The organism is Saccharothrix isguenensis (genome assembly GCF_052936305.1).
This window is the reverse complement of record NZ_CP193626.1, coordinates 4,953,689-4,979,700: the sequence shown is the minus strand read 5'-3', so window position 1 is coordinate 4,979,700 and position 26,012 is coordinate 4,953,689. Positions and strand designations below refer to the sequence as shown.

The 26,012-nt window shown below is 68.6% G+C and carries 22 protein-coding genes and 1 pseudogene; 3 read left to right on the top strand and 20 right to left on the bottom strand.

Translation table 11 applies throughout. The features are described 5' to 3' along the window. Positions 1-30: 30 nt before the first annotated feature. The 17 genes and pseudogenes from ACRAKI_RS22310 to ACRAKI_RS22230 form a co-directional block, all read right to left on the bottom strand. Positions 31-2,349 (bottom strand): effector-associated constant component EACC1, encoded by a 2,319-nt coding sequence (locus ACRAKI_RS22310; protein ID WP_447002452.1) that lies wholly within the window; start codon positions 2,347-2,349, stop codon positions 31-33. Between the two features lie 645 nt (positions 2,350-2,994). Beyond that, positions 2,995-4,611 (bottom strand): alpha/beta hydrolase, encoded by a 1,617-nt coding sequence (locus ACRAKI_RS22305; protein WP_447008480.1) that lies wholly within the window; start codon positions 4,609-4,611, stop codon positions 2,995-2,997. Between the two features lie 749 nt (positions 4,612-5,360). Continuing rightward, the gene (locus ACRAKI_RS22300) at positions 5,361-5,525 is read right to left on the bottom strand and encodes a hypothetical protein (RefSeq protein WP_447002451.1); all 165 of its coding nucleotides are present in this window, start codon (positions 5,523-5,525) and stop codon (positions 5,361-5,363) included. A 619-nt stretch (positions 5,526-6,144) separates the two neighbouring features. After that, positions 6,145-6,342 carry a hypothetical protein gene (locus ACRAKI_RS22295; protein WP_447002450.1) on the bottom strand — a complete coding sequence of 66 codons (198 nt, stop codon included), beginning with the start codon at positions 6,340-6,342 and terminating at the stop codon, positions 6,145-6,147. Between the two features lie 599 nt (positions 6,343-6,941). Beyond that, positions 6,942-7,196 (bottom strand): transcriptional regulator, encoded by a 255-nt coding sequence (locus ACRAKI_RS22290; RefSeq protein WP_447002449.1) that lies wholly within the window; start codon positions 7,194-7,196, stop codon positions 6,942-6,944. Between the two features lie 74 nt (positions 7,197-7,270). After that, positions 7,271-7,897, bottom strand: a complete 627-nt coding sequence (locus ACRAKI_RS22285; protein WP_447002448.1) for a Scr1 family TA system antitoxin-like transcriptional regulator — start codon at positions 7,895-7,897, stop codon at positions 7,271-7,273. A 7-nt stretch (positions 7,898-7,904) separates the two neighbouring features. Beyond that, positions 7,905-8,414: a hypothetical protein gene (locus ACRAKI_RS22280; protein ID WP_447002447.1), complete on the bottom strand. Its 510-nt coding sequence runs from the start codon at positions 8,412-8,414 to the stop codon at positions 7,905-7,907. Positions 8,415-8,439: 25 nt separating this feature from the next. Further along, the gene (locus ACRAKI_RS22275; RefSeq protein ID WP_447002446.1) at positions 8,440-8,739 is read right to left on the bottom strand and encodes a zinc finger protein; all 300 of its coding nucleotides are present in this window, start codon (positions 8,737-8,739) and stop codon (positions 8,440-8,442) included. Beyond that, entirely contained in the window at positions 8,739-9,593 is an 855-nt protein-coding gene (locus tag ACRAKI_RS22270) for a helix-turn-helix domain-containing protein (RefSeq protein ID WP_447002445.1), read from the bottom strand. Before ACRAKI_RS22270 ends, ACRAKI_RS22275 begins: the two co-directional genes overlap by 1 nt. 231 nt (positions 9,594-9,824) lie before the next feature. Continuing rightward, the gene (locus tag ACRAKI_RS22265) at positions 9,825-11,075 is read right to left on the bottom strand and encodes a hypothetical protein (RefSeq protein WP_447002444.1); all 1,251 of its coding nucleotides are present in this window, start codon (positions 11,073-11,075) and stop codon (positions 9,825-9,827) included. 114 nt (positions 11,076-11,189) lie between these two features. Then, on the bottom strand, positions 11,190-11,474 hold the full coding sequence (locus tag ACRAKI_RS22260) for a hypothetical protein (RefSeq protein ID WP_447002443.1): 285 nt from the start codon (positions 11,472-11,474) through the stop codon (positions 11,190-11,192). A 224-nt stretch (positions 11,475-11,698) separates the two neighbouring features. Next, positions 11,699-12,532: an SAM-dependent methyltransferase gene (locus tag ACRAKI_RS22255; protein WP_447008479.1), complete on the bottom strand. Its 834-nt coding sequence runs from the start codon at positions 12,530-12,532 to the stop codon at positions 11,699-11,701. Positions 12,533-13,016: 484 nt separating this feature from the next. Continuing rightward, positions 13,017-14,012 (bottom strand): helix-turn-helix domain-containing protein, encoded by a 996-nt coding sequence (locus ACRAKI_RS22250; protein WP_447002442.1) that lies wholly within the window; start codon positions 14,010-14,012, stop codon positions 13,017-13,019. 182 nt (positions 14,013-14,194) lie between these two features. After that, positions 14,195-15,658 (bottom strand): tetratricopeptide repeat protein, encoded by a 1,464-nt coding sequence (locus ACRAKI_RS22245; protein ID WP_447002441.1) that lies wholly within the window; start codon positions 15,656-15,658, stop codon positions 14,195-14,197. Between the two features lie 728 nt (positions 15,659-16,386). Further along, complete coding sequence (locus ACRAKI_RS22240) at positions 16,387-16,650, bottom strand: hypothetical protein (protein WP_447002440.1); 264 nt, start codon at positions 16,648-16,650, stop codon at positions 16,387-16,389. A gap of 65 nt (positions 16,651-16,715) precedes the next feature. After that, on the bottom strand, positions 16,716-17,900 hold the full coding sequence (locus ACRAKI_RS22235) for a helix-turn-helix domain-containing protein (protein WP_447002439.1): 1,185 nt from the start codon (positions 17,898-17,900) through the stop codon (positions 16,716-16,718). 431 nt (positions 17,901-18,331) lie between these two features. After that, a pseudogene (locus ACRAKI_RS22230) lies at positions 18,332-19,106 on the bottom strand (IS701 family transposase); the annotation flags it as partial. A 157-nt stretch (positions 19,107-19,263) separates the two neighbouring features. Between ACRAKI_RS22230 and ACRAKI_RS22225 the strand changes: the two are divergent. Then, positions 19,264-19,710 (top strand): hypothetical protein, encoded by a 447-nt coding sequence (locus ACRAKI_RS22225; RefSeq protein WP_447002438.1) that lies wholly within the window; start codon positions 19,264-19,266, stop codon positions 19,708-19,710. A 731-nt stretch (positions 19,711-20,441) separates the two neighbouring features. Continuing rightward, complete coding sequence (locus ACRAKI_RS22220; RefSeq protein WP_447002437.1) at positions 20,442-20,720, top strand: hypothetical protein; 279 nt, start codon at positions 20,442-20,444, stop codon at positions 20,718-20,720. A 113-nt stretch (positions 20,721-20,833) separates the two neighbouring features. On the opposite strand, the gene ACRAKI_RS22215 is transcribed toward ACRAKI_RS22220, so the two are convergent. Continuing rightward, positions 20,834-22,354 (bottom strand): peptide deformylase, encoded by a 1,521-nt coding sequence (locus tag ACRAKI_RS22215; protein ID WP_447002436.1) that lies wholly within the window; start codon positions 22,352-22,354, stop codon positions 20,834-20,836. 127 nt (positions 22,355-22,481) lie between these two features. Here ACRAKI_RS22215 and ACRAKI_RS22210 point away from each other — a divergent pair, with 127 nt between their 5' ends. Next, positions 22,482-23,048, top strand: coding sequence for a hypothetical protein (locus ACRAKI_RS22210; protein ID WP_447002435.1), 567 nt, complete (start codon positions 22,482-22,484; stop codon positions 23,046-23,048). A gap of 426 nt (positions 23,049-23,474) precedes the next feature. Here the strand turns inward: ACRAKI_RS22210 and istB are convergent, their stop codons facing one another. Next, the gene (gene istB, locus ACRAKI_RS22205) at positions 23,475-24,266 is read right to left on the bottom strand and encodes an IS21-like element helper ATPase IstB (RefSeq protein ID WP_447002434.1); all 792 of its coding nucleotides are present in this window, start codon (positions 24,264-24,266) and stop codon (positions 23,475-23,477) included. Continuing rightward, a complete protein-coding gene (gene istA / locus ACRAKI_RS22200; protein WP_447002433.1) occupies positions 24,266-25,771 on the bottom strand; it encodes an IS21 family transposase in 1,506 nt (501 codons plus the stop codon). Before istA ends, istB begins: the two co-directional genes overlap by 1 nt. Between the last annotated feature and the right edge of the window lie 241 nt (positions 25,772-26,012).

Here is a 26,012-nt window from a genome sequence, read left to right as displayed (position 1 = left end):
AGAATTCCTGTCATTCCATAAGCGGATTGATCAGTCTGGGAGCGTGATGCGGAAGGCGTACAGTCGGGTGATCTGGACGCTGTTGGAGTTGTCGTCGGTGACTAGGTACAGCAAGCGGGTGCCCTTCTCCGGGCCAGTGGTCTCCTCGGGACCGACAGCCATGCCTTCGACGTTGCCGAGCAGGGGGTTCGGCTGCGGCTCCTTGACGGCGACCTGGCCGGGGCTGCCCGCCGGGCAGTCCGCGAGGTCGAACAGGAGCGTGCGAGGCGAGAACACGTCGGCGGTGTTGTCGGAGAGTGTGGGGTCGTCGGTGACGTCCTCGGTGTCGGCGAGCCTGACGTCGTAGACCCGGACGGCGTTGCCGAGCCCTTCCACGTACTGCCGTTCCAGCGCGAGCAGCCGATCCCGCTCGACGAAGGCGAGCTCGGTCAGGTAGAGCCCCGCGTCGGTCTCGTAGGCGTACTGGCGGTCCGGCGTGTACGTGCCGCCCGGTTCACCGAGGTAACGCTGTATTCTCAACCGGTTGCGACCTCGCTGGTCGCCATCGCCGTTGAGCGGCGCCTCCCAGCCCGCGTAGAGGTGGTCGCCCTCGGGTGTCGCCGTCAGGGCCTCGATGGTGCGGCCGTTCTGCGCGTCGCCGACAGGCGGGTTCCGCAGCACGGTCGGCACGACGACGGGCTCCCCGACCTCGCGGCCGTTGCTGATCTGGAAGCGGCGGATCGTCGGGCCGTCCTCCGAGCTCACGAGCATCGTTCCGGTGCCGTGCTCGATCACCAGGCCCTCGCCGTCGATACCTCCGGTGTACGGCGCCCCGTCGGGGTCGCGCAGCGTTCGGCCGATGCCGATGGAGACCTCCAGCCGCTGCGGGTTCTCCAGAGTCAGAGGGAAGACCCGACCAGGTTCGTTGTCCGCGAGGACGAGCACGCTCGACCGGCCGGTGAACGCCAGCGCCGACAACCCGGTCACCCGCTCGCCGCTCACCTCGACCTTGTCGAGCTGGTCCGAATAGCTGAGCAGGGTGGCGTTGGGGGAGCACTGACCGCCGGCGGGGACCGGAGCCGCCGCACGGAGCCCGCGCCACCAGTCGACGCCGAGCTGTGCGGCGAACCCCGCGGCAGCCGCCACTACCACCACCGTGGCGAGTCCCAGCCTGCGCAGGACGCGCTGCCGACGCGTCCGCGGCGCGGGGACCGTGACCTCGGAAACCGGCTTTTCCTGTCGCGCGAGGTTGTGCGCGAAGTGAAGGTCGCCGACCTGGTTCTGGTCCTGCTCCTGCGGTTCCGGCCGGTTGTCCCTCTTCAGCCGCCTTCGCACCTCCCGGAAGACCGCGCCGAGGCTGATCATAAGCCCGGTTCCCTCGGGGATGCCGCGCCCGAGGACGTCCACCAGTTCTCCGGTGAACACTGTGCACACGTCGGCGCTCGGCGCGAGCGCTTTGCGGTTGGGCGCTGCGGAGCACATCAGGTACGAGCCCCGGACGTCTTCGACGCCGGCGTCGGCGCGGATGTCGTCCGTGGCCGCAGACATGCCGCCGTCGATCACGACGCCGCTGTAGCAGCAGTCGAGGATCACGACCACGCGCCGAGCCTGGCGGCTCTGGGTTATCGCCTGCTTGATGGCTTTGTAGCGGACAGCGCTTTCCGGCTGACCGGGCACGGAGTTCGGCAGGGCGAGGTACAGCTCGTTCTCCAGGAGGTCCTTCAGCCCGTGCCCCGAGTAGTAGACGATCAGGGTGTCGGTGGCCAGCTCGGACATTTCACGGATCGGCTGGACCAGCTCGGTGGGGGTTCGCGGGTTGTGGACCTTCCGGATGCGGCCGGTCTTGACGCCCCAGATGTTCTCGTCGGTCAGCACGTCGTGTAGCTGCTCGACGTTGTTGTACACCGCGCGCAGCGACGGCAGTTCCTGGTCGTAGTAGGTGTCCACGCCAATGAGCACGCAGGCGGAGTTGTCCGGGTCGATCCGCCCGATGGGACCGGCACCGACCGCTCTTGCGCCGTCCGTTCCCGGCCGCGCCTCCTCCGGCCCACACAACGCCTCGGAGACCGCCCGGGTGGGTTCCCGGTGTTCGTCGGAGACGACGAGCCGGACGCTCGTCGGACGTTTCAGCTGGTCGCGCCAGGCCCGGATGGCGACCGCCAACTGTCCCAGGGCCGCCGCTGTGGCCACCATGGCCAGCACGACCTCGGTTGCGCCCATTTCACCCGGTCGCACCGGCTCCCGCTGGATCGACACGCGGGCGTCTTCCCTGAGCTCCGGGTTGTCGGCGAGATGGCGGTACAGCGTCCGCAGGTCGTCGTGGGAACCACTGCTGACCTCACCCGCCTCGAACCGTAACTCGATTTCCATCTTCTCCCCAGGCAAAGCCGCATAACGGCAGGCAACGGATTCCCGGATCGACGCTCACTATGGCACAGACCGGCGAACCGATCTCGCGATCGCGGCACTGTGGAGAAGCCGTGGCAGTCCTCCGTGACGGCGGCTCGAGCGACGACCGCCGGGGCGACGGGTGCACCGCTGGTGAGTCCTGGGCCCGACCGCTCCGCTGACGAGGCGGTCCGCCGCGGCTACGAGGCACTCTTCGACCACGACGGCGCAGTGGTCCGGTTGGCTGACTTGGAGCACATCTTCCGGAGCCCGCGAAACCCCGATGTCGTACTCGTCGTCGTTCTCGAATCCGCAGCCCGACAGCTCCACCGAACCGCCCGGGTCGAGCATCGCGTCGACCGCGGTGGCGCGACGGCGTCGACGTACTCGCGAACCGCCGTCTCCGGGGCGTCGTCGTTGAACCGCGAGACGGGGACCCAGCCGGTGATCAGCGCCGCGTTGGCGGACAGACCCGGGATCCTGGCGATGCGTTCCCACCGGCGCGGTGTGCCCGGCCGGGCAGTCCGACCCGATCCGGTTGATCGGTCGGACCGGTCGTTACGTCAGGCACGACGGTCCGCGGGACCGCGCGGTTCCAGTCGGCGGGGAGCGATACGGGAGGGAGTGTCAGCGCCGGGATCCGGCTGACCGGTGGGTCCGGCCTCGACCACTCCCCAGGAAGGCCTTGTCCTTCGCCATGCCGAACCGCTGCTCCTTGCGGTCGTGCGCCGATTGCGGTTCCGCCTCGCCTTGACATGCCGTGGCCTCCCCGGAGGTGCCTGCCTGGCGCGGCTGACGAGCGGCTGGTCGATGGGAGAGCGGGTGTTCAGTTGCCGTCCGCCGAGGGTGCCGGGCATCGTGTCGTCCTCGTGGCGCCCGGAGCGTGTCGAGGTAGTCGCGGATGATCCGCTGGGCGCAGCCGGGCGTGTCGATGCTTGCGGAATGGCCGTTCTGGTCGACGGTGAGCAGTGCCGCCTTGCCGCCGAGTTGTCGCTTCACCGACTCGGCCCACGCGACGGGGGTGGCGATGTCACCGGTGTTGCCGACCAGCAGCGTGGGATGTGTGCTCCTGGACGTGACGGGTGTGCCCGATCCGCGGACCGGACCCGGCCAGCCCACGCATGCGGCGGTGTACTGGTGGGCGTTGACGTTGTACCCGACGGTGGGGGCGACCCGGCGGGTGGCGGCCAGGTCGTCGGCGGCGTCGTCCGCGCCCCGGATCGCCAGCGGGAAGTCCTGGCACACGATCGGATCGGTATAGGGGAACCTCTCCGTTACCTCCGCGGTGTCACCCGGCGCGCCGGTGGAAGGTACCGGGTTCTCGCCCTGCGCGAGCTGGAGCAGCTGCCGGGCGAACGATGCCATGCGGTTCCCGCTCACCTCGATCTCGAAGAGGTAGGTCACCGCGGCCGCTTGCCACGGCCTGCCGTAGAAGTCGCCGGGGATGACACCGGTGTCGGCGTTGATCTGCGCGCGCCGGAGAGCCTCGACCGGGTCCTGGCCCTGGAGCGCGCAGGTGGTCGTGGAGGCGCACCAGCGGGTAAACGCCGCAAAGAGGGTCTCGCTCGCGGCGGCTGCGGTCGTGACGAACTCCCGGCGGCTCAAGGTGGGGTCTATCATCCCTTCCAGGATCGAGGCCCGCGCGGAGCGGCCGAAATGAGCGAGGTACTTCTCTGCCAGCAGGGTGCCGTAGGAGTGGCCGTAGAGGTTGATCCGGGGCAGGCGCAGCGCACGGCGGAGGTACTCCACGTCCTGGGCGGCACTGGTGGCGTCGAGGTGGTCCGCCGCCATGGCCGGCGTCACTGTGCAGGCCGCCCGGAAACGCTGCTGGTCGATGCTCAGCTCGTTCAGACCGGCCTTGGTGGTCGGCGGGACGAGCGGTGGGAGGTCGACGCCGCGTGGGTCGCAGGTCAGAGGGCTGCTGCCGCCGACACCGCGCGGGTCGACACCGACCAGGTCGTACTCCGGCGCGGCCTCGCGCAGTCCGGCGAAGGCGATGTCGGCGGTGGTGCCGGGACCGCTCGGGAAGTTCGCGATCGTGCCCTTGACCGAGGCCCGGTCGGTGGCTTTGAGCCGGTACACCTGCACGGGCATCAGTGCCTTTGCAGGATGCGACCAGTCGACCGGCACGGTGATGGAGCCGCATTCGACCCCTTCCTGTACCGGTCGGTCGCAGGTTTTCCACTGCACGCTCGGCGCACCTGCCGTTGCCGTCGCCGGTGTGGCAGACACCGATCCGACCACCGCCAACGCGACGGCGACGGCCTGGGTGATGGAGGGCATGGCAATTCCTCGCGTTCCTCGGGGACGGCATCACGGATGAGGTCCGTGTGGACGCAGTTCTATCCGCCGACCGGTCGTGTCCGCGTCCACCCATGGACCGATGGCGGACTCATCCGAGAGACCGACAACACGTACGTTGCAAACGACGGGGTGGGAAGACCGGATGACAGCCGAAGAATTCCGTTCAGCCCGCGTGGCAAGGAGATCTCGGACGGGTGAAGGCAGTGAGCCGTCAGCGATGCCTCGTCATGGTGGCACCTCGCCCGGTGACGCGGCCCATGCGCCGTGGCGACCAAACCCGTTGCGTACATCGCGTAGCTCGTCGAGACCGCCGATGGCCTCATCACCTCGATCGGGACCTTCGACCGCTACGACCTGTTCGACGTCCAGCCCTGAACTTCGCGGTGGCACGGCACGTGGTGCGAGTTGTCGCAGTGAGGCCGTGGCACCTGGGTCAGGTTCCGCCGCGCCCGCTGCGGTCGAGTGAACGGTCGTCAGGGCAGCACAGCGCGTGGAGCGAGGACAGGCGTGGTCGCAGCGGACGCCGAAAGTGTCGAAAGGTGCGGCGAGAAGGTCCTCGAACGGCCCGGCGATCAGGACGTCCACGGACGGCGAAGCAGGTTACCGACGACCTCCTGAAAGGCGGATCGCACGGTGCCGGCGACCAGGCCGAGACGATGACCGGGACAATCAACGTACTCACTCCGCCGTCACGGTCCCCATGGGTAGCCCTTCACGTCCATGTCGAACGCGGCGTTCAGCTCCGCGTCGGTGATCCCGTCGTCGGGCCGCAGCGAGCTGTCCTCGTCGATCCCGGCCGCGTTGAGCACTGCCCACACGGCGTGGGCGACGGCCGCGTACTCACGGATGGTCAAGTCGGTGGGCAATAGCACTTCGAGTCGTCGCACGTTCCCAGGGTGGCCGTGGACCGATGGCCACACGATCCCCTGACAGGGCGGTGTTAGCCCTCGGTGGGGCCGCTGGTCACGGCGGTCGGGATGCGATCGGTGCTGGAGGTAGGCGGGCGTCGGTGCCTTCCACGACCACAAGCCACAGCCGGTCCACGATCGTGTGGTGAGTGGCGGCTTGGTCGAGGCCGATGATCCGCAGCTCCGAACGAGAAGGGCAGGGGAGAGCTGGGCGAGGCGTCGCTGACCTCGTGGGCCTTGTCCGGCGCGCACGCAAGCGGACACTGGCAGGAGGAATATCGTGGCTGCCGGGTCGGTCTGGTCACGGCTGCCGGCACGGGCTCCGATCGGAAGGGCCACGCGGGTGCTGGCCGGTCCGTGCGGACCACTGCCGTCTTCGCCGCCGCGGTCATCCCTGGGCAGTACCGGCCTGTTCCGGCGGAAGACATCCAGTGGCGGGATTTGCCGAGCCGTTTGGTGCGGCTGTCGTATCCGAATCTGCGGGAACTCCTACCCGTGCGGACGGCCGACGCCGCCGGGTGCCCGCATACGTCCGGAGCTCGGTCGGCAACGGTCAGGGGCCAGCTCACTCCGGGTTCTGGTGCAGGTCGGCGGCGAGTTGGAGACTGGCGAGTTCGTATGGGTCTGCGGCTTCTCCTCGGCTGGCATCGCGGATGGCCTGCCGCAGGACTCGGTCGGCGTGTTCCTTCGACGCGCCGAGGTTTTCGGCTTGCGTGAAGTAGTCGTTCTCGGCCCTGGAGGCATCGGCATGAGGATCATTCACGGTCGTAATCCTGGCCTGTGGTGACGGAGTTCGCCAGCCGCGTGGGCCACGACAGGGTTTCGGCAAATCGCCGATGGCCCGATTCGGCGGTCCGAGTCGATCGCTGCCGCGGTTGCAAGCAGCTGTCCAGACGAGGATGGGATCCACCGGTCACGAGCCCGTGAGCACTCGCCGCCGTGATCATTCCTTGCTGCGGACCGTTGTAGGCATGCGGTTCTTCGTCGGTGTTGTGGTCGCCCGCGCTCGTGCGACTCCGGAGGTGAACTCGTCTGTACGACGGCGCGACCGCCCGCCGGTCGAAGAGGACCTCAGGTGCTCGACATTGCGGGCGAGGCGGCGTACGTGCCGTGCGCTCCCCGTCGGCGCCGGTGTTCTGAGGGAGCCTGGTCTGTCGTGCGGTGGGTGCTGAGGTGGCGAAAGGGCGGCCATGTGTGCGGCAGAAGTGGCCAGGAGTTCGGCTTGTCCGGTCGCGCGGGGTGCGAGGTCCTCTTGACGATCGCGGCCGTGGGAACCTGGCGGGCCGAGTGTGCGGTGGGAGTCGCCCAGGGACCTGCCTCGACGGTTGCCGTCGATGGCCTGACGGCGTCGTGGGTATGCGCTCAGTCTCCATCGCGGCTCGGCTGCGCCGTGGTGGTGGGAACGATCTCGAACAGGTCGTGGAACTGCATCGGTGCCAGTGCGGTCAGTGCGCTTGCGATGAACACGGGGCCGGGTCGGAGTTCGCCGCTGGTCACTCTGGCGATCGTGGATCGGTTGATGCCCATGGCTTTGGCCATCGCGTAGTCGGATTGGGAGCCCGCAAGTCGCATGGCTTTGTTGAAGGTGTCGGTGCGGAGCTTGACTGTGTGCGCCATGGAGGTTCAGGCCTTCGTGAACTGGGACGGGGACTATACCTGCTCGATTGTCCGAAGTGGATGTGTCGAGGTGGTCATCGTTCGGTTGCTGAGCTGATGAACTGGTCGAGTCGGTCGAAGAGTGTGTAGGCCGACAGCAGGTGCGGTGTCTGCTCGGTGAAGTGCGCCGCGTGGAGGTAGGCGTAGAGGACGACGGAGGGGCCGTCGGGCATGCGGAAGTAGGTGAGCGGGTGGTGTTCGATGCCGGGGTGGATGCCGGTGCTGTGGGGGATGACGCGGATGGTGATGTCGGTGCGGTCGATGACGGCGCTGTCGGTCACGTAGGCGGTGCACCGCCCGGGGTCGAGGTGTTCGAGGGCGGGGTGAATTCCGAGGGGTGCGAACAGGTCGATGCGTTCCGCGCCGCGGCAGAGCACGGTGAGCACGGTCGTCGCTTCGGCACCCCAGGAGCACCATAGATCGGGCCGGTGGGCGTGTCGGGCCGCGTCGGCGAGCCGGTCTGCTTGTGTTCCGTACATCGGCCGGCACGTGGCGAGGTCGGTGGGCCACGAGTCGGTGATGCCGTTCTCCAGTTGCCGGACTTTGTGTGGAGGCCACTGGGTGCGGGCGGCGAGTTCGGTCACGGTCAGGCCCGCTGCCTCACGGAGCTGGCGCAGTTCCAGCCCGAGTACGCGGCCACGCAGCGTGGGCATGCCTTCCATCAACCGGTCACCTCCCGCCACGGCGTTGTGCTCGGTGCAGGAAGACCGCCCAGGGGTAACGGCGTCCGCGTCGGATCAGAGCGATGAGACGGTTCGCCTCGGCGGCGCCGAGGCGCTTCCGAACCAGCTCCGTGGCCTCGGTGTGCAGATCCGCGGGCAGCCTGCCCCGCGCGATGCCGACGACGAGTGCGCCGAGGCGGCGCATGTCGTGGAGGTCGGTTCGTCGCATGCCTGCCCTGCGCGCCTCGGCTGCGGCGGTCGTTGCGGCCTCGTGCTCGCCCAGACGCCGGCTGGCGGTGTAGCGGAGGAAGACCACGAGTCCTTCCAGGACCCGTCGATCCGTCTCCGGCGCGTCGCGCTGCAGCTCGCGCAGTTCGATCGTGATCGTGTAGCCGTCCAGGCGTGCCAGGGCGGTTCGCAGCGTGTCGGACTGGGCGACCAGGCCGCTGTCGGGAGCGAGCAGCCTGGACCACGTCGCGTCCGGGATGGTGATGTGATCGTTTCGGTCGGTGGTCACTGTGCCGTCGTTTCCGAGGTCGGGGTCAGGCCCGGTGGAGTTCCGATTTCGGGTCGGACCGGGCTGGGTTCGTCGTCCTGCGGCTCGGGCGACGTGCTGTAGGGCGGGTTTGGCGGGGGAAGGGCGGGATGTCCTCCGCGGCCCGCCATCGCAGGTCGCATTCGGTGCAGGTCGGCCAGCACCATTGGTCTTTGGTGCGTGGGGTGGTGGGGATGATCAGGTCTTCGCCGCAGAGGGTGCGCGCCTGGTCCCGGGCGACGAGGTCGGCGTCGACGGCGTGCCGCTTGTGGTTGTGGGGCAGCCAACGGAACGGCCGTACGGGCATCAGCGGGCCTGCCTTTCGTAGGCGTCCGCCCAGCGGGCGAACACGTCGCGGGACAGGGCGGGGGACAGGGCCAGCGCGTCGAGGCGTCGCATCTTCGCCTCGTACCGGGTGACGGCGTCGGGAGCATCCTGGAACACCGTAACGGTGTCGATCTCCACGTAGGCCAAGGGCCGCAGCGGCGCAGTGAAGGTGAGCAGCGTGGCCGGCCGGCCGAGGGCGGCGTCGAACCCGACGGACGCCGGAACAAGGCGCGGGCGGACCCGTGGCCATCCGCACATGAGGGTCAGGTGCAGCATCTGGTCCCGCATGGTGTCGGGGCCGCCGACCATCGAACGCAACGCGGCTTCGTGGAGGAACAGGACGGTGGCCGGACCGTCAGGCCGGTGCAGCCGCTGCTGGCGGGCGATCCGCGCCTGGACGAGGCTGCGGTCGCGGGTCAGGGTGTGCGCGTAGTCCTCGGTCTGCGCCAGGCTCGGCACGGTCAGCGGTTCGTAGGCGGCGATGGTCCGCGCCGCCTTCTCGTGCACGGCGAGGGCGACCAGGGCGTCCGGGGCGCGATCGTGCGTCCGGAGGAAGCTACCGGTGTCCGGTTCGGTGGCGATGGCCACGATCCGGTCGCGGGTGGGCTTGTCGGCACCCAGACGACCCACCAGGGTGCCGATCTCCACCGGACTGGTGCTGCGGCTGCCGGTCTCGAGTTTGGCGAGTTTGCCCTGTGACCAGCCCAGGCCTTCGGCGGTGACACCGGCGGACATCTTCACGTGATGCCGCATCCGGCGCAGTTCCTCACCCAGTTCGCGGCTGCGTGCGGTGCTCGATCTCGTCGGGCTTGGATCTTTCTCGTCGGTCTGCATGGTTCCTCTCGTGACTGATAGGGGTGCGGCGAGTGGGGGCGCCGCGGGGGATCGGCGTTCCGCGTCACCCGCCGCACCATGTCCGGCCGGCGTGCGGACCGGCCGGTGGTCGAAAAACGGGGGTTACTGCGCTTCGTCACGGCGACGGCGACGGCCGCGCGGTAGACCGAGCGTCCCGACCGTCGGTCCGGTGCGTTGGCTACGGCTCCTGTCGTGGTCGACGGCGCCTCGCTATCTCCTGGCCCGGTTATCGGGTTCGGCTGTGCTGGGTGGGGCGGTGGAGGTGTTGCGCGGGGTGGTGGAGTGCGGGTGGGTCAGGGTCTCGGGAGGTGGTGGTGCGTTCACCAGGTGTACGCGGTCGGTGATGATCAGTGGCTTGTCCGCGGGTCCTTTGATGTGGCCGGGCACCACGGTCTCCTGGTGCTCGCAGTGCCCGGTGGAGTGCAGACGGGAGTTGAGGCAGGTGTTGCGTCGGTAGGGGCGTACCGGCCAGCGTCGGGTCCACTGCGGCACTCGGCGGTAGACGGATGCCTGCGCGTCCTCGATGCGTGCTCGGTCTGTGGGGCGATGTCGGGTGTGCACGCGGACCAGCTGCACACTGCCGAAGGCGGTGACTCCGTGGTCGCGGTCTCGTTTGCGGCCCTGGCGGACACGGGTGAGGGTCTCGGTCTCGGTGAGTCGGGCCGTGCCGGTCTGGGCCATGATCTGCCAGACGGTGTAGACCACGTGTGCCCACTGGTCGTGGGTGTCGGGCCGGGGATGCGGCAGTGGCCGGTCGAAGGGCAGCAGCGTCTCGGAGAGGCCGCGCAGCGGCGGTACTCCCTCGCGTTGCTCGATGTCGAGCAGCTCCCCGACCGTGATGCTCACTCCGGGACCGCCGGAGAGGACCGCGTCCGGTGGCAGGGCGTCCCAGCCTTGGCCGCCCGGCGTCCAGAACGTCAACCACACCCCCTCCAGGCCGCGGTCCAGCCGGATCGGGCCGTCCGGGGTGCCCCTGCTCCACCGCACGCTGGGCATGCCGTCGATGTCGAGGTGGGCGGTGGTGAAATACGACCAGGACACCGCGACGATCGGCGTCGGCATCAGCAGGGTGCCGGGCTCGCACGCATCCGGGTAACCGAGATTGGCCAGCGACACCGCGGGGTCGAGCTCACGGCCTCCGATCGGGTGGGCGAACAGCATCAACCCGGCCTCGGCGGGCATGCGGCGGGCCCGCACCGGCTCCCGAGACGGGGTGTCGGCGGCAGCGAGCGCGAGCGAGGTCATGTCCTCGTCGACCCAGTACAGCGCCGCCTCGCCCAGGCGCCGGTGTTCACGCTCGGCCACCCGCCTGCCGGCGGCCACACCTACGGCGGTGCCGGGCATCGGCGGGCCGTCGATCTCCGGGAAGACGGTGTTCCTGTTGTTGTCCACGCGCACCAGGAAGTCGAGATTGCCTGGGTCCAGGACGTGCTCGCGCAGGCGCAGACGCAGTTCGGGCAACTCGGCGGCGGTAGGTGGCCTCCAGCGGGCCACGAGGTCGGGCCGGATCATCACGACGCGGCGCTCCGGTGCCGTCCCACAGGAGACAAGCTGATCACGTGCGGTCCGTTCATGTCAGATGTGGCGCAGTCCTTGCAGGACCCGGTCGAGGAAATCGAGATAGTCACTGCTCGGGATCTTCTTTTGTTGCAGTGCTCTCAGCGCGGCGACCCGCTCACGGTCACGCTCGGCAGCAGCAGCGGTGGCTGCCGCTGTCGAGCCGGGCAGGTCTCCGAGGATGGTCAGGTACTCGGTCGGCGGGTCCGGATCGTGAGCCGCCGATGACTCGCCGCAGTGGGCGAGTCCCCATGACGGGTCGGCCATACCGGCGGAACGACGTGGCGGTGGCAGGCTCACCATTCCGTCTCCGTGCTCGATCGTCGCCTGCCCGACACCGGTGACGGTCGGTCCGCGCGGACGTTTCCCGATGCCAGGTACGGCCTTGCCGGCGCTCAGGCAGTCGCAGGGGGCAGCACGTCCGCTTGGCGGGCGTAGATGGTGCCCAGTTGTCGTGCGCCATGGAGATTTCCGATACCTGGCAGTGTCAGGCGGGCGAGGAGGATGATGATGTCGAGGCGACCGTGTCACGGCCGTCGCCGGGGCCGTCGACGTTTCCTCGTGGTCAGCACCGCGATCTGGGCCCGCTGGTCGACGACGTCTCCGGTGTCCGATGTGGGCGCGGTGGTGACGGGCAGTGGATGCCAGCCCGCGCGGCGCGCGGTCGCGAGGGGATCGGGCACGGCCGGGTCGAGTGAGCGTGCCAACAACAGCACCGAGCCGTCCCGCACGGTGGTACGCCAGGCACGCAGGACCGCGTACAGCCGGCGCGGGTCGGGCACCAGGTCGCTGATCGTCGAGGCGTCCAGCACCACCGGCCGGCTGGGGTGCAGCAGACGACGGGGATGCTTCTCTCCGGGACTGGTCACGGCCCGCCACAGCGTGCGCGCGTCACAGGGATCGCCCACCAGCATCCCCGTGTGCGGGTAGCCGTATATGGCCGTCTCGGTCGCGACGGCCAGATGCCCGTCGGTGGCGACGTAGACCACCGGGACGGGCGAATCGTCGTCGGCCAAGGCGACGTGGGCGCAGCGCACGACACCGGCGGCGGGAACACCGGTGGACAGATCCAGCACCTGCTCGACCAACCCGTCCTCGGCCAATGCCTGCAGCACACCTCCACGCCGGACTTCGATGGCACGTGCCCGCGCGTCGATGCCCGGGTCCAGTCCGCGCAGACGGGCGGCCTCCTGCCGGTCGACGGAGCGGTTGAGCGTTCCGCTCAGCAGGTGATTGCGCAACAGGACCGGATGTGGCCACGCCGAACTGAACGCGTGCAACGGCGTCGTGTCGTCCCCGGTGTCGGAAGCGGGCGCGCGGCGCCCTGCCGCTCGGGGCCCTGTCACTCGTGCGCGGGACATCAGCGTCCGGTGCGTCGATAGGTTGGACGCCAACAGTTCCAGTTGGCGTGCTTCGGCACGACCCAGGTCGGTGGCGCGATACCGGAAGCGACCCGATGCGCCGGGGCTTCCGGGTTCCCGCCAGCGGGTCACGAGTCCGACGGTGTCCAATCGCACCAGGCGGGGGTAGCTGCTGCCCACCCCGATACCGGTGTGCTCCAGGATGTCACGTCCGGTCAGCCCGTCCCCGCCGGCGTGGGCCAGAGTGATGAGGATGCGGTGTGTCGTGTTCATCGCCGACCGTCCGTCACTCGCGAAGAGCTTGGATACGCGAACCAGACGGGCACCTCGCTCGTCGCTCTCTCGCACGCGGACCTGGTCGGAGCGTGATGGCGCAGTTGGCACCTGGTACCGGCGTCGTACTGGTGGGCCGATGTCGATGCTGTCGTGTCGAGGACACGGATTTCGCTGTCATGGTGGTGTCCAGGCAACGAGCACGGTCGCATCAGCGGGCACCGTTGTCGTGGGCGTCGGTCCAGTGGGCGATGACCTCGCGGGACTGTGCTGCGGGCAGCGCGCGGGCGTGTAGTTCGTGCATCGCGTGCCGGTGTTGCTCGACGGCGTGGGGGTTGTCGTGGAAGACGGTGGTGAGGCCGGTTTCGCTGTAGACCAGGGGGCGCAGCGGTGGCGCGAAGGTGAGCAGCGCGGTGTGGTGGCGCAACACCGGGTGGGCCGACGCGGTCATGGGGATGACATGGACGGTGACGTGATGCGACTCGGCCAGCCGGGTGAGATGACGCAGTGCGTCGCGCATGACGACCTGGTCACCCACGATTAGACGCAGTGCGGTCTCGTGGAGGTAGAGCGTGGTGGTCGGCGGGTTACGGCGGTGCAGGAAATCCTGCCGTGCGACCCGCGCCTCGGCCAGCTCCTGGTCGCCGGTCAGACCGTGGGCGTAGGTGGCGGTTTGGGCGAGGGCGGGGATGGTCAGCGGCTCGTACACGGTGATGGCGCGGGCCAGGCGTTCGTGCACGGTGAGGGCCGTGAGCGTGTCGGGGCTGCCGTGATGGGTGCGGGTGAAGGTTCCGGTGTCGGGTTCCTCGACGATGGCCATGACGCGGTCGCGAGTGGACTTGTCGGCGGCGCAGCGCCCGATCAGCGCCGCGATCTCCCAGGCGCTGGTGCGGCGGCTGCCGGTTTCGAGCTTGCTCAGCTTGCCCAGCGACCAGCCCAGACCGGCGGCGAGCTCGGTGGAGGACAGTCGGGCGGTGTGGCGGATGCGGCGTAGCTCCTCGCCGAGTTCACGGCTACGGGCGCTGCTCAGCCTCAACAACACGGTCTTCTCGTCGGTGTCCATCACGCTTTCCTCAAATCGTGCTCCGGCGGACGCGACGCGGCCGCCGGCAATGATCGACAGTGCGGTCGTCTTCGGCTGCGATGGGCCGGGCCGGTCACCGATCCCGCCCGGACCGATGATCTCGGCCGGGACGGTGCCGCCCACTCCTGTGAGGGGGCCGTTCCACCCGGCGTGGCCGGTTCCCCGGTCGACCACTTGACGCACCAGCCGCAACGCCCGTCGAGGTGGAGCCGGAGGCTGCGAAGTCGCGGAGAACGGCCCATGAGGACCTGGTTGTCTCACATCACGGGGCGACTCATCTGCGCCCCTGTCGTCGCTCGTCGTGCTCACGGCCGCTCCGGCTGTGACTCTTCGGCGCTGTCGGGACTTCCGTGCACGCCTGGACGGTGGGGCCGGATGGCGGCCAGGCGCGCACGCACCCGATCGGCATCCGGGGAGTCGACCGATCGGTACAGGGCGAGGGCATCGACGAGCCGACGGCGGAAGGCCGGGTCGTCGGTGGCCTGCGCGATGTCGGCGAGGACTTCCATGGCGCGGGCACGCTCGACCACGTTCCCCAGTCGCGCCAACCCGTCGACAGACTCGACCACCAGAACACGGGCGTGCTCGTACTGGCCCATCCCCAGGTGGGCGCGGGCCAGGTCCACTCGGGTGCGCAGGGCGTTGTACTCGTCGGGCTCGGGCAGCGCGGCGAACTCGTCCAGGGTGCGCGATAGCTGAACCTGCGCCAGGTGCGGTTGACCCGCGTCGAGGTAGAGCGCGCCGAGGTTGTGGTTGGTCAGGGCCTGCTCGCGTAGCGCCCCCACGGCCTGGTACTGCCGGGCCGCGAGCCGGAACTGCATGCCGGCGTGGTCGATGTTGCCCAGCGCCTTGTGGTAGAGCCCCAGGGCGTTGCGGCAGTCCGCCTCGCCCCACCGGTCGCGCAGCCTCAACCGCAGGGCGAGAGCCGCCTTGAGCGCCTCCACGGCCTCGTCGAACGCGCGCAGTGAGGTCTGCGCCAGCCCGATCCGCCTGAGCATCTCCGCCTGCGCCGCCTCGTCACCCCACGCTCGGGCGGCACGCAGCGCCAGCGCGTCCAACTCCAGCCGCCGGGCATAGTGCTTGTGGTGCAACCACAACGGCCACAAGGCGTCGACCAGATGCCACGACCGCCGATGCTCACCCACGGCATGCAGAGCACGTGCGTAAGCGGCGATCGTGTCGACGTTGCATTCCAACCAGGCCAACGCCTCCGCGCGGTCGCTGAAGATCACCGACTGGCCGGACAGGCTGTCGGTTGCGGCCGGGTAGGGCGTGCGGCGCCGGTAGGGCGTGACGAGGGTGTCGGCGGCGTGCAGCCCTGGCCACAGCGCCACGTCGACCACCCGCACCAGCGAGGCCAACCGAACATCCTGGGGATCGGTCGTGACCGCGAGGTGACGGGCAAGGTGGTGCCGGACCGCGTCGATCTTCCAGACCGGCCCGGTGACCCCTATCGAGTCCGTGGTGTCGCCCTCGGCAGTCGGGTTCTGGAGCGGGTGTCGGGTCAGCAGGTGGGCGGTGACGAGGTCGTCGAGCACGCGACGGACCTGCGCGGCCCGACGCGATCGCGACCGGCCGGCCGGATCCAGCCACTGCTCCTCCGCGACGTCCACGTCGTCGACTGACGCAAGGCGCTCCTGCGAGGGGGCGGCCAGCGCGAGCAGCATTGAGAAGGAGAAGGAGTCGACCGGCTGCACACCGAGCAGGCGGAACAGCATCCGGCCGAGAGGATCCAAGCCCTCATAGTCCGCCGCCACGGCTCGTGTCACCAGGTTGTCCTCCGATTGACGGTGTCCAGAAGGTTGTCGGTGAGTTCTGCCGCGAGGTCGGCCAGCGGCAGACTCGGGTGCAGCGCGGGATCGCGGCCAGGACCGCGATGGCCAGCGGACGCCCGCCACAGAGCCCGATGAACGCGACGGCGGACTGAAAGTCGGCGTGTGTGCGGGTGGTGATGCCTGGAAACGGAGCATGAGGGCTCCGAACGCCGTGGCTGGCCGCTGGCGTTCCTGGCTGCCCGCACCCCACCCGCAGTGGGGGAGGAGCACTGTTTGCCCGCGACCGCGCAGCATGGCCACGGTCGCGATGTCCATACCCGCCGCCTCTCCGAGCCCACGCGGCTGGCCGAAAATTCCACGTCCGCTGCGATACGCAGAGAATGGCGTCCGAGCGACGCTCCTACCCTTGCGAGCACCGACAAGTTGACTTGCTGAGAACGCAACCGCGTCACGTTGCGCAATGCCATCCAGTCGTGCGGCGATGTGGCTGCGGGCCTGCGCGGCTCCCCGCTGCCACCGGCCAAGCCGGTCATGGCGGCGGACTGCGGCATTTTCCGCACACCCGGTGTAGTACGGCGCGATCCGTACCTCGTGAGACGGGACAGGCCCGCGATCCGGAAAGGACGGTGTTGGCGGATCCGTCACGTCGTGATCGGACCGAGGCGCAATCGCGTCGTGCAGCGCGGGAGTCGCATCGGTGCAGTAGAAGACGATTAGGCGGCTCACAGCGCCACCACGTTCCATACGGAATCGGCCAGGGTGGTCGTGTCGACGATTCCGAGTACTCCGGCCGGAGCCAAGTAGCGCGGCAGCAGGTCTGTGCCGCAGCGTTCGCGCAGTTCAGAGGCATTCGTACGAGGATCGAGGGCGGTACGCATGCGAGCGACTTGACGGTGCCGCAGCACCTCGCGACGCACATGACAACCGCACCACAGGATCGAGAGCACGACGGCCATGCCGAGCAGAGCGAGGATGGAAACGGCCATGAGTAAGACCGTAGAAACGCGGCCCGCTGAGCAGGTCACACGCCGTGTGGGACTACACGAGCGGGCTACTGTCCGCCGGTTACGCCCAGTCGCTTGGCCAGGCGGCGAGTGGCAGTGTCGCGGTCGCGACGCACCAACTCTGCGGCAACCTGCCGGGGCAATGACTGGTGCCGGATCCAATCCGGAGCCATGCGTTCGACGGCAAGCAGCGCGTCCCGCGCCCGCGTTGTATCGCCGAGGTGCACGTGCGCGAATGCGGTGTCAGTGAGATGTCGCGCGCGGGCCGCAAGCGGCAGCGCGGCGTCGCGAGGCATCGTCCTGGCGACCTTGATGGCCTGCTCGTAGCGTTCGGACACTACGTGCACGTCCACGGTCTGCATGATCACTTGTGAAGGTCCGAACGGACTCTCGTAATCGGTTCGGTCCACGCCGCTGCGTCGCGCTGCCGCCTCGGCCTCCGCAAGCAGGTCGGCCGCCTGCGCGAGGTCACCGTCCCGCCCGGCGGCGGTCGCCGCGGTGATCAGCAGCGAGCCGTACACGGACAGGCCGGCGGGCGGCACGTCACCGCCAGGTTGCACGTCCGACGCCGATCGCAACGCAACTCGCGAGGCCTCGCCGTAGCGACCCTGCACGAGGAGCTGCCACGAGGCAGAGCCGCGCAACACCGCGTCCAACAGCGGGTCATCGCCCCGACCTGCGGCGTCGAGCGCCTGCCTGATCGCCAACCATGCCGCATCCTGGTGACCGAGGTGAATCAAGGTGCACGCGGTGAGCCAGTACCCACGTGCCAGCAGCTCGTGCGAGGTGGCATCTCCGAGGTTGGTGCGCGCGGTGGCACGAAGTTGGGCGAGTGTGGCAGGCAGCAAAGCCGAGAGCCGGTCATACCTGCCGGACCAGTACGAACCCCATCCGAAGTCGACGGCCCGGCGTGCCTGGTCGACACCGAGAGGTTCATCGTCGCGGCCAGCCTCGTCCAAGAGATCATCAGCGGGCATCAGCGCATGCCGGATCGCATTTACACCCGTGTCGTCGCCAGGGAAGTTAGCGCGCTTGCCCAGCAGCACCCCGATGTCGGTGTCCAGAGCCCGAGCGATCTTGTGGAGGCTCGCGATCGATGCGGTATGCCGCTGGTGCTGCTCCAAGGCTCGGACCAGCGAGAGTGACACTCCGGCTGCCTCGGCAAGTTCTCGCTGGGTCATCAGGTTTCCGCGCAGCCGCCGGATACTGTCACCAAGTGCGTTCTGATCCATGTCGAGCCATCCCTCTTCACCGGGTCACTTCAGAGTAGCCGAACCAACTCGATCCTCCTCTGGCGAACAAGGTCATCCGAAGGACTGTCGGGGTGATCGTTGACAAGTGGAAGCAAAGCGGACAACTTGCCCGCGGCGTGGGGCTGATCAACTCGATCCAGTGAAGAGCGGTCCGGATCGTGCCCGGTGTGCACGGTGAAGCCGCTCGCAACTTGACTGCGTCGACATCGCGGCGAACACCGGCTAAGACAGTCCGGACTTAGTACGACAACGACAGGTTGTGATGTCCGCGTCTCTTGTAGTGGCTGATCCGGGCGCGGGCTTGGCTTGTTCGTCGCCAGTTCGACCAGTGCAGGACGTGGTCGACCGTGGGGTGACGCGGTTGACGATCCGGTTCCATAATCGGCGGATCTCGTTGACGGACAACGGGATCAGCGGTTGCGTCGTGCCGGATGCGGAGCCCCTTTTTTGGTGATCTCGCGGGTGATCACCAGGAAGGCCAGGGCGGTCATGGACAGTGTGATGTGCCGGTATGCCGGTCTCGTTCTTCGCGGTCTGGAAGCACTCCTCGATCGCCCATCGCGCACCCGCGACACGCACCAGCTGCTCCAGGGTGGTGTCGGCCGGGCCGAAACAGACGTAATAGGCGATGTCCGACGGGTCGGTGACGCTGCGCCTGGCCAGTAGCCAGTGCCCCCATTCCCGCCTGCGCAACGGTCGGATGTCGACCACGGCCCAATCCGACACCCGTGGCCCTCTTCCGCCCTCCCCGCAGCTGAGTCGTTTCCACGCAGTGTCGGGAAGTTCGGCGGTCAGACGGTTGACGCGAACCTTCAGCAGATCGAACGACACCACCATCGCACTCTTGGGTACGGCCACCACGTGTGGGACGTCGACGGTCTCCAGCCACAGCCGGAACTTCGTGTCGTTGCCGTAGAGTTCGTCCGCGGTCACCCACCCGAACGGAACCTCGGCCTCCAGCGCTCGTTCGAGCATGCGCCGGGCGAGCAACTGTTTGGTCGCGAACCGCACCTCGTCGCCGATTCCCGCCGCACGACAACGTTCCCGGTCGTCGGTCCAGTCCTTCGGCAGATACAACTCGCGGTCGATCAACGCCCGTCCTCGCGGCGAAGCGTAGGCCAGGAACACCCCGATCTGCGAGTTCTCGATCCGCCCCGCCGTCCCCGAGTACTGACGGCCCACGCCGAAGATTTATGGTGGAGGTTCTGGAGGGTCCAGTGTCCGCTCTGAGGGTTATGGACATCGGAGTATAGATCAGCGTGAGTCGTTGAATCACTACGGCTTGTAGTCGTGGTGGCGTTGCTTTGCCACGTTCGTCGGGTTTCAGCGGATTGGGTAGTGAATGGCGGTCGTGATCGGCATGAACGCCATCGGACGGCCGACCCTTCCGGTGCCGTCCGTGGGGCGGCGAATCCTGTGCGAGCGAAGGAAGGCGAGGATCATGCTACGTCAACTGGCTGGAAAGATCGTATGCTGTGGTGCCGCGATGGCGCTGACTCTGGGTGCGCCGGCGTACGCCTCAGCCTCGACCACCGTCGGGACCGTGGCCCAGGATGCGTACTCGTGCTGGCCCGTGGAGTGGGACGGTAACGACGTCAAGGCTGAGGGATGCGAGCCGGAGGAGAGTCCCAACCTGAAGCCGGATCCGTTCATCATCTACCCCAAGATGGACCTGCTCCCGAGGTACATCCTTTGTCAGTCTGGCTCTCAGGTCTGGGACGTCATTCGTGGGAATGATTGCCAGTACGTATGGTACGAGTCGGATGGGGACATGCGTGACGGCTCGTAGCGCACGTTTCCATCGTATCGGCGTCGAGCCGGGCTGATGACGTGCGTTTGACGGAGTGAAAATGCGGCCCTCGGCTCGGCCGTTCACCAGTCACTGGCGGCGACCGGGCCGAGGGCGTATTCATCACGTGCGGTGTGTGCTGTAGGTGCCGGAAGCTGGCCAGAGGTGCCTGCGGTTCGAGTCCCAGCTCGACGTCGTACTCGAACGATGGCGACAACAGAAACGGCGTCCCCTCGACGATGCCCGCACCATCGAAATGATCGAGAAACGCGGTGAACCGCTCGGTAAACACGGTGAACCACAAAGCACCGCGACAGGGACACCGCGGACATGACGTCGGCCCGCAGCCGTTGCTGGTCACCCACACCACCGGTGTACGCCCCGTCGACGCCAGGACCTGGTGGCGATCCGCGTGGCGGTCAAGGCCGTCGAGACCGCGTGGAACACGGCCTGACCGACCCGGCCCGCGTCACGCGCCAGCCCCGTCCCCGGCACCAGGCCGGGGTTGTAGGAGTAGACGTCGACCCCCCTCTGGCAGCCGGCGCTGGAGCACGTGCACGAGGTAGATCACGCCGAGCCGGCCTCGTCCTCCAGTGGCTTGACGGGGCGAGCAGCCTTGGTCGATTGGACGGCACGAGTGGCGTCGAGGGCTTGGACGCCGAGCTAGACCCGGCGGACAGGTCGACCTCGGTCAGGGTGCAGGTGGCCGGCCACGCGAGGCTGAACGCGCGTTGACGGACGCGGTCGGCGGGCGCTTGGTCAAGTACGCGCTGGAGACGTTCCATGGCGGGTTCGCGGTACCTGGCGTCGGTGAGGCCGAGGCGGCTGTGGATCCGGGCCGCGCTGGTCTGCGAGGCGGCGTGATCGAAGAACCGCAGGAACTCCCGCTGTCGGCCGTCGGCGGCGTGGGCGTACTCGTCCTCGGTGCGGCGCAAAGCGGTCATGGCCTGCCGGGCGTCCCCGAGATAGGCGTAGTCCAGCGCTTTGTCCAGCGGGACGCGTCCAGGTGATCGAGCACAATCACGGTGTGGGCCGGGCCGCCCATGTCCTGCGTGTTGCGGACGGCCTGACCGAGCCACCGGCGGGCATCGCCTTGCAGGCCGTCAAGGACCGTCCAGGAGCGTCAGGGGGCGTTGTAGGCCCATGTGTGGCCGGTGCCCCGGTACTGCTCGATGGGTGTGGGCTGCCGTCCGTCGGGCAGGTGGTCGTGACAGAGGATGCCGTGGAGGTGGTCGACTTCGTGGGCGACCAGTCGGGCCATGGCCCGCTCGAAGACTGTGATCTTCAGTTCGCCGGTGATGTCGGTGTGTTCGACGTGGATGTGCAGCGGGCGTGGGATGAGGCAGCGGACGTCGAAGAAGCTCAGGCACCCTTCGTACTGCTCGTCGGTCTCGGTGCTGGTCTCGATGATCCGGGGGTTGAGCAGGGTGATGACCTGGCCGGTGCCCGGTGGTCGCACCAGGGCGGCGGCGCGGTCGATGCCGATCTGGGGCGCGGCCACGCCCATGCCCTTGCCGAAGTTGTGGGCGCCGGCGATGCGCTGGGCGGCGGAGTGCAGTTCGGCGATGACCCGGCGTGCGTCCTCGGCCTCGGTGGGCAGGTCGAAGGAACGGGCGGTGCGGCGCAGCAGCGGATCGCCCTCCTGGACGACGCCGAGCGCGGTCATGGCCCGGCTCGGCCGCACGGGCTGGTCGATCTCGGTGGTTGTACGGCCTCGGAAGTCCCACTCGAGGCGGTAGCGGCCGTGCAGAGGCGGGTCTTCGCACGACCAGGCGAACCGGACGCGGTCGTCGGCCGTGGTGCGCGTGATGGCGGTGCGGAAGGGCATGGCCTCCGCGGTCATCGAGGTGTGCAGCCCCCACACCACCGGCGAGAGTTCCGCGGGGAAGTCCAGGGTCACCGACAGAGTGGCGGTGGGCAGCCGCACGGCGCGTTGGAACCAGTTGCCCCAATGGTCATCGCGGACGGTGTACTCGTATTCGATCCAGGTCGACTCTCCCGGGTAGAGCGGGAAGTGCCCGGTCTCGCCGGAGAAGTGCAGCCAGACTTCCTTGAACGCGTCGCGGTCGTGGTGGGCGCTCCAGGTCATCGGCTCGGCGCGGTCGGGGCCGTGCCAGGCGTGAAGGTCGATCTCGTCCCAGGTGAGCGGGTCGACGCTGTAGAGCTTGTTGGAGCGTTCGGGGTCGCCGGGATGGCGGTCGACGGAGATGCGGATCAGGTAGCGGCTGATCGGCTCGGTCCCGTCGTTGACCAGGCGACGCCGCTGGGTCAGCCGGTAGACGCCCGCGTCGTAGCGCAGGGTGGCGTCGTCGTGGTCCACCACCAGACCACCGGTGCCCGCCGGCTCCCTCGACTCGGCCGCGGTGTTCAGGCGCACGCGGGGTTCACGGCCGGTCTCGAAGACGCGGAACGCCTCACGCAACGCTCCACCGGCGGCCAGCACAGTCTCGGCCTGGAGCGCGAACTCCCGCGACGGACGCTCCGCGCCGGATTCGACCTTGGAGACGTAGGAACGGTCGTAGTCCATCTTGCGGGCCAGTGCCGCACGGGACAGGCCACGCACGTCCCGCCAGCGGGCGAACTCCGCCGCGAAGGCGTTGCCCTTGTCGCCTCCCGCGTCGGTGACCTGCGTGTCGTCGACCATGACCGCCCTGTTCCCCTGTTGGCCGTGAGTGGGCGTGAACCCACCGTGAGTCACGGTTCAGCCTAGAGGCACACCCCTGCGCCGGAGTGTTGTGGACGGTGTCCGGCTCGGCACAGGGAGGACCTCCATGACACGCAGCCTCACGACCACGGCAGGACGATCCGACACCGCGACCACCGGTGTCGACGCGACGTCGACACCGGCGACCGACGCCTACCCGTTGTCCGGCGGTGCCGAGGTGATCCGGGCATGCGGCGCCGAACCGCCCGCCGGCTCCGACCCGATCCTGATCGCGGTCTCGGTCCTGGCCCGCAAACACCTCGAATGCATCCAGGCCGTGCCCGCGCAGCGCGACCTGTACGACAACGTCGCCCGGCGCTTCACCGATGATCCAGACTCCGGCACCCTGATCGCCCGAGCGGTCTGGGCCGACCTGGTCGACGGCCACCTGGGTCCGCCCCCACGACGTCACCGGGCGGCGGCCCGGTGCGCGGTCGGACGACCGGTCCGACACGTGAACCGCACATCCCCACGGGCTCCCGGCTCGCTTTGGATGGAGCACGAACTGGACTACGAGGGCCGCTGCCGAACCAGTCGGCCCCGACGGCGACTGCGTCACTGGAATGTTCCCAGGCTGCCGTGTCGTGCCGTGACCGACGCGCGGATCGCGTTGAACGACACCGCGGGGCCCTGACTCCGCGTGCGCCAAGACGGCCCTGCCCCGTAGCCGGGTTGCCGGGCGGGGAGGAGTCCCCGACGCCCCTCCCCGCCCGAACCGAAAAAGGGGCAAGCGGCGATGGACGAACTGATCGACGCGCTCATGAGTGCGGGGTTCCATCCCCTTCCGCTGCTCGACTCCACCGGTAGAGTCGTTGGATTGCACTTCCACCGATTCCGCGTTCCCGCTTACCTCGATGTCATCCAGGCGTGGCACGAGAACCACGCAGTGCTGAGCTGCGTGCCCGACAAGCTGAACCGAGTGACGCCGTTCGAACCTGCTGAACCTCTGTCAATGGCCATTTGTTCTTCCCCATAGACGGCCAGGAGTTCTCCCCGCTGGTGGCCACCCAGATCTCCCCAACGGCGGCCAGATAGTTCCCCGCCCTGGGTTGGGACTCGGTCAGCTCAACGGCATCACGCCCTTGCCGGAGGTGGCCTGCGCGAGCCGGAAGCTGTCACCTTGGGTGACGACGACATGGGCGTGGTGCAGCAGCCGGTCGACGGTCGCGGTGGCCAGGGTCTTGGGCATGATCTCGTCGAACCCGGACGGGTGCAGGTTCGAGCTCACCGCCAGCGCCCGCCGCTCGTAGGCGGCGTCGACCAGGCGGTAGAAGCCCTCGGCGGCGTCCGGGCTGACCGGCAGCAGCCCGATGTCGTCGATGATGATCAGGTCGGTGCGGATCAGCCGCGTCATCGCTCGGGTGATCGAGTCGTCGGCGCGGTGCCGGCGGACCAGGACACCGAGGTCCTCGATGGTGAACCAGGCGACGGTAAGCCCGGCCTCGACCGCGGCCTGCCCGAGCGCTTCGCAGAAGTGCGACTTCCCGGTGCCCGACGGACCACAGACACACAGGTTCTCCCTGCGCTGCACCCATTCCAGCGTCTTGAGCGCGTCCTGGGTCGGGCGCGGGATGGTGGATGCCTGCTCGTCCCAGTCGCCGAAGGTCTTCCCGGCCGGGAACGCGGCGCGTTTGCGGCGGGTGCGCAGGTTGGCCGCGTCGCGTCCGGCGGCCTCCTCGGCCAGCAGGACGCGGACGACCTCGGCGGGATCCCAGCGCTGGGCCTTGGCGGTTGGGATCAGATCGGTCAGCGACCGCCGGATGTAGGGCAGTTTCAGGCGTTTGGTCAGTTCGATCGCCTCGGCCAGCGGGTCGCCGCCCGAGCCCGCGACGGTGCGCAGCGGTGCCGCCATCACACCTCATCCCCTTCCGTGGTGATGCCGAAGTTGGACCAGGCCGAGGTGCCTGGTTGCAGGCTGTGCGCTTCACCGGCTCGGGTGGGCTCGGCCTGCTCCCTGCCGCCCTGGTGGGCCAGGATGCGGATCAGGTCGTTCTCGGCGAACCGGCCGGCGATCGCCGCCGTCCCGAGCGCCTGGTCGACTTCGGCGGCTGGGTGGAGCTTGGCCAGCGCGACCGCCTCGGCCATCTTCGGCCGGATCCGCCGGGCTCCGGCCGCAGCGGCTTCGACCAGCCAGGACGCCGCGCCCGGCCCGAGCGCGAGGAACGCCGCTTCCTCGGCCGAGGTGGCCTTCGGGACGCGGTCACCGTCCTTGTCCTCGCGTGGTGGGTAGTGCTCGTCGCTGATCACCGGGGTGCCCGGCGTGGACCGGGTATGACGGGCGACCTCGGCCGGGCCGTCCTGACCGACGGTGGTGACGATCAGCTCGTCGCCGTGGAACCGGGCCCAGACCCGGGTGTCGACCAGCTCGTGCGGCACCGAGTAACGCACCCCTTCTACGGAGATCGTGCAGTCCCAGTTCACCCGCCGCGTCGTTCCGAAGGCGACCGTGAACGCCTGGCCAGGCAACGGATGCAGCCGGGTGCGTTCCTCGGACAGCGCCTCGACCGGGCGGCGCCGGGTCTCCCGATGCGGCCGGTCGTTGACCTGCTCGCAGAACTCCCGGCAGGCCGTCTCCAACTCGCCGAACTTGCGGTACTCGTCCAGCAGGTTCGCCTCGGTGGGCACGAGATCGGCCTTGGCGATCCGCACCGTGGCCTCCGACCCGCCCTTGGACTGCGGGTCGGCCGGGACACAGGTGCGGATGGTCATCCCGTAGTGCCGGCCGACCTCGACGATCTCCGGGTTGCGCACCGCGATCCGGGCGACATGGTCGACCGACACGGTCTTCTCGTTGTCGGTGAGCGCATAGGTCGGCACCCCGCCGATCCGCCGCAATGTCGTGTCCAAACAGGACACGATCGTGGGCAACGTCTTGTCCCACACAGGGATCACCACCCGGAACCGTGACCATGCCAGCCACGCGCACCACAGGCTCGTGCGCCGCCCGCCGATACGAGGACCCTCGCCCCAGTCCCACTGCAGCCATAGCCCCGGCTCGGTGATCCAGGGCCGGAACACCCGCCGCTGCCCGGCCTGGAACCGCTGCTTGACCCGCGCGACCTCCCGGCGGGTGGTGCGTTCCCCGCCGGCGAAACCCATCGCGCTGATCCGCTCGTGCACCACATCCGCCCGGACCCGCCCACCCGAGCGGACCACCAGCTCCTCGATCTTCTCCAGATACTCGTCGATCGGACGAGCCCGATGCTCACGGGCCACCGGGCTCTGCCCGGCCTCGCGCAGCTGCACATAGCGCGCCACGGTGTGGTGGTCACACCCGGCCAGCGCGGCCGCCGCGCGGTAACTCCCCGTGAGGTCGTATGCCTCAAGGATCTCCATGATCTCCCTGCTCGTCTTCACCGGTCGACTCTTGTTGACCGGTGGCCCGGACTACTCACCGGGGAGATATCTGGCCACCAGCGGGGAGATCGCCGGCCGTCTATGGGGCGGTAAGTGGCCGCCTATGGGGATCTTTCACTGGCCGCCGACAAACCTCCGAACAAACTCGTCGGAAGGCTGGTTGCAGTGGTCGCCAAGGCGCGCGAGCTTGACTGGCACAAGGAAGAAGCCCGCTGTGTCGACCAATGACTACCTCGTCGTG